The sequence below is a fragment of the Pseudoalteromonas sp. SR44-5 genome (assembly GCF_014163675.1).
Lineage (GTDB): Bacteria > Pseudomonadota > Gammaproteobacteria > Enterobacterales > Alteromonadaceae > Pseudoalteromonas > Pseudoalteromonas rhizosphaerae.
In genome coordinates this window covers 22589-32110 of the sequence record NZ_JACJDT010000053.1, presented here as the reverse complement: position 1 = coordinate 32110, position 9522 = coordinate 22589, and the positions used below count along the sequence as shown (strand labels likewise).

The following is a 9522-nucleotide window of genomic DNA, read 5'->3' as shown; positions in this document are numbered from 1 at the left end:
GATTGGTTATGTGTGCGCGTAATTGTTTCTTAACCCACTGATACGGCACACTGTAATAATGTTTCTCTATTTCAACATGATAATCAATGTGTACTCGCACCGTTTTGATTTGTGTATAGTGATAGAGCGATTGGGGTCAGATCTTGACTTCAGACATCAAAAGCGATTGGGGTCAGATCTTGACTTCAGACATCAAAATCTTTTTTAAAAAATGGCTAACGATTAGGGTTTATAGAGCCTGCTTTCCTTTAAATAAAAGGTGGAATATTACAGTGAACAAAGGCATGAATAAACTGACCTTACGGGGTCAAACGAAAGTGAATGCCCAGTGACAACTGTATTGCCTTGTTCATAACATAGAAAAGCTGCAAAACAGGCTGCATTAAAAAAGGGGAGCCTTTTTAAGCCGAAATATGCCAATCAAGCAACTGTAATTCCCTCTAAAACATCTATTAAAACAACCGCACATTCTCTTTTTATATTTTATGTAAACTAGCGATAACTGATTGAATCAAAATAGGAACTCGGCTATGGTTAATGCATCAATAAAAATAAATTAAAAACGAGTTATTCTACAGGCTCGTTAGGCGGATGATATGAAAGAGAGCGAGCATATTATTCAAGCAAGGAGAAAGGAGTATCTGGCAGGCAAAGATATTGAAGGGTTCACTCCTGAAGAGTACAAATTAATCAATTCTAAGGGATATTGGTTAAAAGCACTTGCATCAGGAGATTTAGAGCCACAAACAGAAGCTCAAGCCAATTTTATTGAAGTTTGTAATGGTAATCGTGAACCTGAATCAGAATACGAAAAAGCTTGGGTGAAATACCAATCTCTAAATATTGCCTTTCTTATGAGCAAAAAGATCGCTCAAGGTAATTTTGAAATCATCCAGATGCTATCTCAGGAGTTGCCAGATTTAGTCTTTGATAAGTTAATCAATTACCTGCGTAAAGAAGAGGATGAGTGTTCTGATTCAATTTCAAGATTAAAAATGCAAAAAATGATCATCAAAATACGAGATATTCAAAATAAAGGAAAAAGCCAAACGCGCTTCAATATTACTAATTGGGGTGGGTTACATGACTTTGGCTTATAAACTAGATGCGCCTAACAAGGACAGGCAATCTGACAGTCAAAACTGTCACTCGTTTTTCCATAAACCCGGCAAAACAAGCGCCATTTTTGCCTGCAGTTGCTGCCGGCGTTAGCCCTAAAGGAGAATTAAATGAATTTGGCAAAAGTAGCTGGTAATTTTATTAGAAGTCGTGGTAGTGATGTCAGTGTATATAGCGATGAAACTTTAGACGGTTCTCCTTTGCTTACTGAACGTGCTTTAAAGAACTCGAAAAAAGGGACGGGTCAGGTAGTGTTCCAATTTCTAGAGCCTCAAAACATTGAGATTGGACACATTATTGTTCAGACAGGAGCTAGAGATCGCTGGGAAGTTACAGATGTAGAGGATGTTTTAGTTCAAGGCACTTTTTCACATTTCGCCGCTTATGTAAAAAAGTTGGGTGCAAAGAAACCTGAAACTAATATTAGCTCTGTGCAGAATATTACATATAACGTGAGTGGTCCTCATGCTCGTGTTAATAATCATTCCGTCGACAACTCAACAAATATGAGTGTTCAGGCAAATACCGACCTTGAATCTCTATTCGCACAACTAAGAGATGAAATTCGGTCACAAGATGTTGAATCTAGTGTCATCAATGAAGCTCTTGAGGTTGTAGATGTAATAGAGGTTCAATCTAAGCAAGCAAAACCTAACAAAACCATTCTAGGTTCGATGCTAAATGGTCTCACAAGCTTACTTCCGCATGCGGGTAGCATAGCTAGTATCGGTTCAATGATATTAGCGGCTACGTCAAGCTAGGGCTAACAAAGCAATTCCCAACACTTGGCATTTTTCATTCCATCGTTGGGTTTTGTGTTTAAGGTGGTATGGTTAAGTTTCGTGGTAACGTTGCTTACTCCTTACCGGGCGTTACCGAATAAATACTCTAACGTGTTTTTGTCCAAAAATGAGTTTACATGACCGTCTGCTTCTCGCTCTAAGCCGTCATTCAGTTTTAATCATTCATCGTTTGGTTTCGTTGCTCTCAACCACAACCTAAGGTGATAAATTTAACGCCGAACTGTTTTGGCTTTTCCTAGCGCCTAGAACCTCCAGCCTAGTACCTTTCCTTTAATGCTTAATGACTCGCTTGCAGGCAATTAAGCCACTCATCGGGTTCAGCTAAAATAAACTCTAGATGATAATTTTCTTTGGTGGTTATTTTGATTCCAGCGGTGGTAATCGGGATTAAACCGCCGGCTTTAGCTGCGCATTTTTCGACATGGGAAATGTTATTAAGTTTGATGGCATAACAACCCAAGTTAAGTTGTTTATTGAGGGCTTCAAAATGCAGCAGGTTATCAGTAAGAGTAAGGCGGCCATCAGCTTTAGCAACACCCAGTTGTAATGTTGCATAACAACGTTTTAGCTGGGTGATTTTAGATTGTGTAGCGCTCATTATTCATTCCATCGATTTTTTTATTTTATTGAGTGTATGTTGCTAAATTAAATGTGTCAATTATGTAAAGTAAATGTTTTTAATTGTTATTTTAAACAATACTTTACAGAAAGTTTTTAGCGCGGTGGTGCATTTTTTGTTGTTTATTAACAAGTACAAAAGCAGCTACGACTAATACCATTTGAGTGGCTAGCGCGCACAACGTTAACATCAAATCCATACGGTTATCAGCGCGTTGCACTAAGCTTAATTCGATAAACCACGCTATGGCGAGCATTAAAACAAGTGAGCCATGTAAATAACGTTGCAGAGTTATTTTAAACTGAAGGTGCTTCCATTGACTAAATATAAGCAGCGCTAAGCTAATTAACGGGATCAAAAATAGGCTAATAAATGCAATGACTAAAAGTGGTTGCCATGTGCTATTCGTCAGTTGCGTGGTATTTATAAAGTAATCATTACAACCCGTTAAAAGTGTAAAACAAAAAAGTAGGCTAATTAATTTTATTGGCAATGTTGTTATCGTCATGATTTATATGTGTTCTATTGTTAGTTATTATGCCTTGCTTTATATAAGTAAGGCTTAATGGATGGTTGTATTTAAAAATAGTTTAAACGTAGGTGTTGTTTTAGCTTAATTAAGCATGCGCCATAATTAACTCTTTTGCGTTAGCTTTGGCTGTTTTACTGATGTTATCACCACCAAGTAAACGGGCAATTTCATCAATACGGCCATGTTTACTGAGTGGCAACATTTGTGTAAAGGTTTCGCCATTGGCAATTTCTTTGGCCACAAAAAACTGCTGATGCCCCGAGCTGGCAACTTGCGGTAAATGGGTTACGCAGATAACTTGAGTCGATTTGCCTAATTGACGTAAAAGCTTGCCTACAGCTGCTGCAGTTGGTCCAGAAATACCTACATCCACTTCATCAAAAATAAGCGTTGGCGTAGTGACTTTTTGCGCAATAATAACTTGTATCGCTAAACTTATGCGTGACAGCTCACCACCTGAGGCAACTTTTGATAACGGTTGTAACGGTTGGCCTGGGTTAGTTGAGACTAAAAAGGCTACATTATCATAACCTAGGCTGTTTGGTGCTTTTTCAGGTTGTGGTGTAAGGGCTATTTCAAACACACCATTTTCCATTGATAAATGCGCCATGCTTGCACTGATCAATGTATTTAATGTCTGCGCTGCCTCATGACGGCTTTCACTTAGGGCTTGCGCAGCTTGCTGATAAGCTGCTAATGCTTGGTTAATTTCACCTTCAAGTTGCGTTAAACGGGTCGAGTTATTACTAATCGACTCAAGCTCTTGTGTGATACTTTGGTGAAACTCAACTAAGTCCTCTGGTTTAATATGGTGTTTACGTGATAAATCCATCGCACCACTTAATCGTGTTTCAACGTCGATTAGTCGGCTCGGATCAAGTTCAGCTTGCTCTGCATAATTACGAATTTCACGACTCGCTTCCTCAACTTGCACAGCCGCTTCTTCGAGTAAAGCAGCCACACTAGCTAGGCTTTCATCAAACCCGGCAAGCTCAGCAAACTGCTGCGCGCTATGTTGTAATAGGGAACAGGCATTTTGCTCGTCATTTTCGTATAAGCTTTGTAACTCTCGTTGGCATGCTTCAATAATAGTTTGGCTGTGGCTGAGCTTATAATGCTCGGCTTCAATTTGCGAAAATTCATCTGGTTGTAAAGCAAACTCATCAAGCTCAGCTACTTGGTACTCTAATAATTGCTTTTGCGCTGCTTGTTGCAACTGGGCTTGTTCGAGCGCGGTAAATTCTTTTTGTAAGTTTTGGCAATTACGATAATGCTGGCGCACTGCTTCAACCAGAGGTTGATGACCTGCATAAGCGTCTAATAGCTGGAGTTGATGTTCGCTTTTAAGCAAATATTGGTGAGCATGTTGACCATGAATAGAGATCAAGTACTGACCGATTTCTTTTAGTTGGGCTGCAGTGACTGGGGTGCCATTAATATAACTTTTGCTGCGGCCATTTTTACACACCACACGACGAAGTAAGCACTCTTGCTCATCATTCGATAGCAAATGCTGTTCTAAAAACTGCTTAGCCAAGGGGAGGTTGGTTAAATCGAAGGTGGCGCATATTTCAGCGCGCTCAGTGCCAGGGCGAACAGCTGAGGCTTCGGCACGTTCACCCAAACATAAAGATAAGGCATCAATAGCAATAGATTTACCGGCACCTGTTTCACCCGTAATGGCTGTCATACCGCTTTGCCACTCGGTGCTTAAATTGCTTACAATTGCAAAATTTTTAATCTCTAACCCAGTTAACATACTGTTCATCCATCCAGTCAATTAACTGTTAATTTATACAGTGTTTTGGGTTTTTGCAAATTAATTTTTAATGTCGCTATCTAGTTTATTACTTACTCACTGGTTGATTTCTCAAAATTAGTTTCAGGATCAACAGGTTTGACATAATCTTCAGGATTCGCAGATAAATCATCAGTGCGTAAAACTTTAATCATGGATGGTAAAAGTTCATGGTAAAACGTTTTATTGTAAGCAACGCCGGCTATGGGTAACTCAGCCACAAAAAAATCTAAGCGTTCAGCTAGTGCATCTCGTTCACCTGTTACATAAGTTTTTGCCAACTCACTACTAATCGTGCTGATCAATGACTCGTTTATGCGTTCAAGATACAATAAGTTTTCGTCAGTATGAGGTTGTACGACAAAGAAATTACTGGCAATAACTTGTATTCTTGGGATGTATTTAGGACGAATTATTTTTGCGTCGCAGTACTCATTTAATTTTATTTTTAACTGTTGAGTTACTTCTTTAACGCGATTATTGAATAGCTTTTTTTGCGCTTCAAGCGCTTTTCGGCGATTATTTTCAATCACCAAATAGCTGCCAAGCAGCGTTATCAGTAATAATAAAGCAAAGAAAACAACATACGTCATTTCGGTTTGATTTCCCTTGAAAAGGTAATAAATGAATTCAGCTTATTTTGCTCTAAAGTCTGAATGAGCGCAATAAAATTAATATAAACGACTACCCCAGTTGAGCTTAGTGCGAAGTACATGATAGTAAGAGTAGTCTTTGGGGTGGATCAGGCGTAGTTTCTTATCTGCTTTTTTAATTATCACTTCATCGCCAGGCAATACAGCAAGCACCACATGACTATCGCAGCTGACTTGTAAGCTGTCGGTATTCTCTAAGCTGAGCTTTAAGCGTACTTCGTTATCGGCATCAACCACTAATGGTCGGCTTGATAATGTATGCGGAAACATCGGCACTAATGATATTGCATTTAGTTCTGGGGTCAAAATGGGCCCGCCACCCGACAGCGAATAGGCTGTTGAGCCCGTAGGGGTTGAGACAATTAAACCATCAGAGCGCTGAGAAAAAACAAAATCGTTATTAATGAAGGCTTCAAATTCAATCATGTGAGCGACTTTATCGGCATGTAAAACGGCTTCATTCACTGCTGAGTTAGCACTTTTTAATTCACCATGGCGATAAACTGCAACTTCTAATAAAAAGCGTTTTTCTTCAATATATTGACCACTTAATACTTGTTCTAAACTAGCTTCAAAGCCTTCTGGGTTTAAATCTGTTAGAAAACCTAAATTGCCTCTGTTTACGCCTATAACAGCAACATCAAATCGGGCTAATACCCTTGCTGCGCCAAGCATATTACCATCGCCTCCGACCACAATAGCGAGATCGGCACGTTCGCCAAGCTCAACCAGTTTGACTAACTTTTCCTTGGGGACATTGGTTAATTGATGACCGGTTCTCTGCTCTAATAACACGTCAAATCCTAACGCATTTAAAAAAGTGTATAAGCGCTGTAAAGTTGCAGCTGCACCACTGTGATTTGGTTTGCCAATTAAACCTATGGTTTTAAACGGTGATTCCATGATAAACGCATCAATAGTATTAATATCAGTAGAGTAACTCAAAAGTGACAAGTTTGAAAATAACCTTGAAATAAACTCACTACGCCCCGATATCCCCAGTATGCAGCAAGATGTAGATACTATGAATTTAAACCCTCGAGATCAGCAAATATTTTCCGCCGTGATGAGCCTGTACTGTAATGGTGAAGGTCAACCTGTCGCGTCAAGCCGTATTGCCAAACAAAAAGGTATGGCTGTGTGTTCTGCAACAGTTAGAAATGCGATGTCGCGCCTAGAAAAAATAGGCCTGCTGTATTCACCGCATACTTCTGCTGGACGGGTACCTACTAATGCCGGATTTGATTATTGGCTAAGTGAATTTTTCCCTCTGTCGCAGATTGCGCAATATTGGCAGCCTGCACAAGCGCAATTAGTCGAGATGGCGCATGGTATAAGCCAGCGTTATCAAGTATGTTGCTGCGTTGGTCTGCCGCAAGTAAGTTCTCAACACGTTTTTAGAGTTGAAGTATTAGATTTTGACAGCAATGATTGGCTTATTTTACTGTTAGATAGAGCAGGGCAAAGCCATAACATTTGTATTCATAAGCCGGATGATGCCTCTGACACCGTACGTTATCAATTTGCTACTTGGCTTAATACTGTATTCAGTCAGCAAACTTTAATGGAAGGCTTGTACCGTATGCAAGCAATGGCAAATACAGCACCACGAAACTGTCATGATTCGTTAAATCAATGGACCCGTGAGCTGAGCCATAAATTAGGCTCAGATAACAGTATCGTGGTCGGCGAAAATTATTTATATCGGCAAATTGATTGTGAACAAAGCTTAAATATTGGTGTCTCATTTTTGAACTTTGTAGAAGATAAGTTAGCTTTTAAAAATGGTGTGTCGGTTTTAAATACGTCACAATTGCCATTTACTGATTGTGACGAACTGATGGTGATCAGCGTGCCGTATTTTCAAAATCAAGAATATCAAAGTCGTTTTTGTGTAATTTGTCCTAAATCGGCGCAAATTGAAGCAATCATTCAAGAATTTAAATTAATCGAGTCATCTGGCTCTTGAATCTTTTGATTCAATCCCCATAATTACCGCAATTGAAAAGTATTGGAGCACTTAAATTATGTCTGAGCAGACAAAATCACCAGAGCAAGAAGTTGAATTAAACGAAGAATTAGAGCAAATGCAAGCAGACGTTGAAGCGGCTGTAGAAGCTGCTGACGCGCACGAAAGCGAAGAAGTTAGCCCTGAAGCTGAAATTGCTATGCTTTATGCTGAGCTTGAAGATGCGAAACAAACTATCGCAAACCAAAAAGATAGCGTAGTACGTGCCGCTGCAGACGTTGATAATATTCGTCGCCGTGCTGCACAAGATGTAGAAAAAGCGCATAAATTTGCACTTGAAAAGTTCGCTAACGAATTATTACCTGTTATTGATAATCTAGAACGTGCTATTGAGTTCTCAGACAAAGAAAACGAAACCTTAAAGCCATTGCTTGAAGGGATTGATATGACAGTTAAGAGCTTCAACGATGCGGTTGCAAAATTTGGTGTTGAAATTGTTAACCCACAAGGTGAGCAGTTTAATCCTGAATTCCACCAAGCAATGTCGATTCAACCAAGCAATGATGTAACACCTAACACTGTATTAGCAGTGATGCAAAAAGGGTATACATTAAATGGTCGTTTATTACGCCCTGCAATGGTGATGGTATCTAAAGCAGCTGAATAAAGAAGTCGCTTAGTAAAAAAATGCCCGTTAACTACGGGCATTTTTTTTGTTTCTAGCTCGGTGCCAAAGCTGGGCTATTAGTGTTAATACTAATGCGCTGAACATTAAGCTTGAAAATGGTACCGCACTTTGTGCATGCATTAAGGCTAAAATTGGACCGACTAATGCACCGCTGCCAAAGCGCAATGTACCAATAACCGCCGTAGCGGTGCCAGAACGCTCTTCAAACTGCATTAAGATCAATGCATCAGCATTACTAGCGGTAACCCCTAAACTCATCATCAGAGGAGCAATAGCTGCAACAATAAAATACAGCGATAGGTGTAATATGCTAAATGTGAGTAGGGCACTGCCAGCTACAAAGCCGACCGCTAATCCATAATACAGCATTTTTCGTGAACCAATACGTGGTACTAGGCGGGTATTTAAAAAGTTACCAAACATTAGCGCCATGACATTGAAAGCAAATAAAACACCAAATAATTGTTCTGATACTTTAAAGTAGTCAAGGTATACAAAGGGCACTGCGGTTAAAAAGCAAAAAAAGCCGAATGAGACAAACATTGAGCTGGCTATATCTGCTCGGGTATCTTTATTTTTAAATACGGTTTTATAGCTATCGAAAAATAGTGCAAAGCCTTTCATCGGGCTTTTGAAAATAGGGATATCGATTAAGTATATTTGTACCAAGGCTAAAATAACAAAGCTGTAACTAGCCAGTACTAAAAAGATTGTTTGCCAGTGAGATAAGCCCATGATCATTGATCCAACCGTTGGCGCGACTAAGGGCGCTACCATCATGATCATCGATACATACGACATTCCTTTAGCAGTATCTTGTTTATAAATATGACGAATTATCCCTGGCACCACAACGGTTGCTGCAGCACCTGTGAATGCTTGTACTCCCCGCAAAGCCCAAAATAGGTGAATGTCATTACAAAAGGCCAATGCGACAGAGCTTAAGCCAAACAATGCTAAGCCGACCTTCGTTAACACGCGACGACCAATTTGATCTGCGATTGGGCCAAAAAATAGCATTCCCAGCGCATAGCCAGCTAAATAAATGCTTAACGATATTTGTACATTAGGCATTGTGGTATTAAGGTCGTTAGCAATGACTAACATTGCCGGAAGATACATATCGATTGCCAGTGGCGTAATTGCAACAATACTGGCGAGTAAAGGTAATAGAATGCGTTTATTTAAAGAAACCGAGTCCTGCATGACTAACCCATTAAACAAAAAGAGGCTGCTATTGTAACAGCGACAATTAGTCTTGGGTACTTAGTTTGCATGCTAACTATCGCCTTTAACAGAAATATAACGCAACAGATGTTTTTACTGGCAGTCGATATATTC

At 39.6% G+C, this 9522-nt stretch carries 10 protein-coding genes and 1 pseudogene; 4 read left to right on the top strand and 7 right to left on the bottom strand.

The features are described from left to right. Nucleotides 1-136 (bottom strand): annotated as a pseudogene (locus H5154_RS24210) (Mu transposase domain-containing protein); the annotation flags it as partial. Between the two features lie 460 nt (nt 137-596). Between H5154_RS24210 and maoP the strand changes: the two are divergent. Together maoP and H5154_RS20020 are read left to right on the top strand one after the other, a co-directional pair. Beyond that, nucleotides 597-1100 carry a DUF413 domain-containing protein gene (gene maoP, locus H5154_RS20025; RefSeq protein WP_182719391.1) on the top strand — a complete coding sequence of 168 codons (504 nt, stop codon included), beginning with the start codon at nt 597-599 and terminating at the stop codon, nt 1098-1100. 129 nt (nt 1101-1229) lie between these two features. Beyond that, nucleotides 1230-1880, top strand: coding sequence for a hypothetical protein (locus H5154_RS20020; RefSeq protein WP_182719390.1), 651 nt, complete (start codon nt 1230-1232; stop codon nt 1878-1880). A 319-nt stretch (nt 1881-2199) separates the two neighbouring features. Here the strand turns inward: H5154_RS20020 and H5154_RS20015 are convergent, their stop codons facing one another. From H5154_RS20015 to nadK, 5 genes are all read right to left on the bottom strand, one after another. Beyond that, on the bottom strand, nt 2200-2520 hold the full coding sequence (locus tag H5154_RS20015) for a hypothetical protein (protein ID WP_145242196.1): 321 nt from the start codon (nt 2518-2520) through the stop codon (nt 2200-2202). A gap of 103 nt (nt 2521-2623) precedes the next feature. After that, on the bottom strand, nt 2624-3049 hold the full coding sequence (locus tag H5154_RS20010; protein WP_145242198.1) for a hypothetical protein: 426 nt from the start codon (nt 3047-3049) through the stop codon (nt 2624-2626). Between the two features lie 109 nt (nt 3050-3158). After that, nucleotides 3159-4832: a DNA repair protein RecN gene (recN, locus tag H5154_RS20005; protein WP_182719389.1), complete on the bottom strand. Its 1674-nt coding sequence runs from the start codon at nt 4830-4832 to the stop codon at nt 3159-3161. A gap of 92 nt (nt 4833-4924) precedes the next feature. After that, nucleotides 4925-5464 carry a hypothetical protein gene (locus H5154_RS20000; protein ID WP_145242202.1) on the bottom strand — a complete coding sequence of 180 codons (540 nt, stop codon included), beginning with the start codon at nt 5462-5464 and terminating at the stop codon, nt 4925-4927. Between the two features lie 78 nt (nt 5465-5542). Further along, nucleotides 5543-6427: an NAD(+) kinase gene (nadK, locus tag H5154_RS19995; protein ID WP_182719393.1), complete on the bottom strand. Its 885-nt coding sequence runs from the start codon at nt 6425-6427 to the stop codon at nt 5543-5545. Between the two features lie 100 nt (nt 6428-6527). Here nadK and H5154_RS19990 point away from each other — a divergent pair, with 100 nt between their 5' ends. Continuing rightward, on the top strand, nt 6528-7493 hold the full coding sequence (locus H5154_RS19990; RefSeq protein ID WP_145242204.1) for an HrcA family transcriptional regulator: 966 nt from the start codon (nt 6528-6530) through the stop codon (nt 7491-7493). Nucleotides 7494-7551: 58 nt separating this feature from the next. Further along, on the top strand, nt 7552-8160 hold the full coding sequence (gene grpE / locus H5154_RS19985) for a nucleotide exchange factor GrpE (RefSeq protein ID WP_182719388.1): 609 nt from the start codon (nt 7552-7554) through the stop codon (nt 8158-8160). A gap of 27 nt (nt 8161-8187) precedes the next feature. Here the strand turns inward: grpE and H5154_RS19980 are convergent, their stop codons facing one another. Beyond that, nucleotides 8188-9387, bottom strand: a complete 1200-nt coding sequence (locus tag H5154_RS19980; protein ID WP_145242208.1) for a Bcr/CflA family efflux MFS transporter — start codon at nt 9385-9387, stop codon at nt 8188-8190. Between the last annotated feature and the right edge of the window lie 135 nt (nt 9388-9522).

Coding starts and splice junctions, on each gene's coding strand:
- maoP (WP_182719391.1), top strand. CDS start 597: ATGAAAGAGAGCGAGCATATTATTCAAGCAAGGAGAAAGGAGTATCTG.
- H5154_RS20020 (WP_182719390.1), top strand. CDS start 1,230: ATGAATTTGGCAAAAGTAGCTGGTAATTTTATTAGAAGTCGTGGTAGT.
- H5154_RS20015 (WP_145242196.1), bottom strand. CDS start 2,520: ATGAGCGCTACACAATCTAAAATCACCCAGCTAAAACGTTGTTATGCA.
- H5154_RS20010 (WP_145242198.1), bottom strand. CDS start 3,049: ATGACGATAACAACATTGCCAATAAAATTAATTAGCCTACTTTTTTGT.
- recN (WP_182719389.1), bottom strand. CDS start 4,832: ATGTTAACTGGGTTAGAGATTAAAAATTTTGCAATTGTAAGCAATTTA.
- H5154_RS20000 (WP_145242202.1), bottom strand. CDS start 5,464: ATGACGTATGTTGTTTTCTTTGCTTTATTATTACTGATAACGCTGCTT.
- nadK (WP_182719393.1), bottom strand. CDS start 6,427: ATGGAATCACCGTTTAAAACCATAGGTTTAATTGGCAAACCAAATCAC.
- H5154_RS19990 (WP_145242204.1), top strand. CDS start 6,528: ATGCAGCAAGATGTAGATACTATGAATTTAAACCCTCGAGATCAGCAA.
- grpE (WP_182719388.1), top strand. CDS start 7,552: ATGTCTGAGCAGACAAAATCACCAGAGCAAGAAGTTGAATTAAACGAA.
- H5154_RS19980 (WP_145242208.1), bottom strand. CDS start 9,387: ATGCAGGACTCGGTTTCTTTAAATAAACGCATTCTATTACCTTTACTC.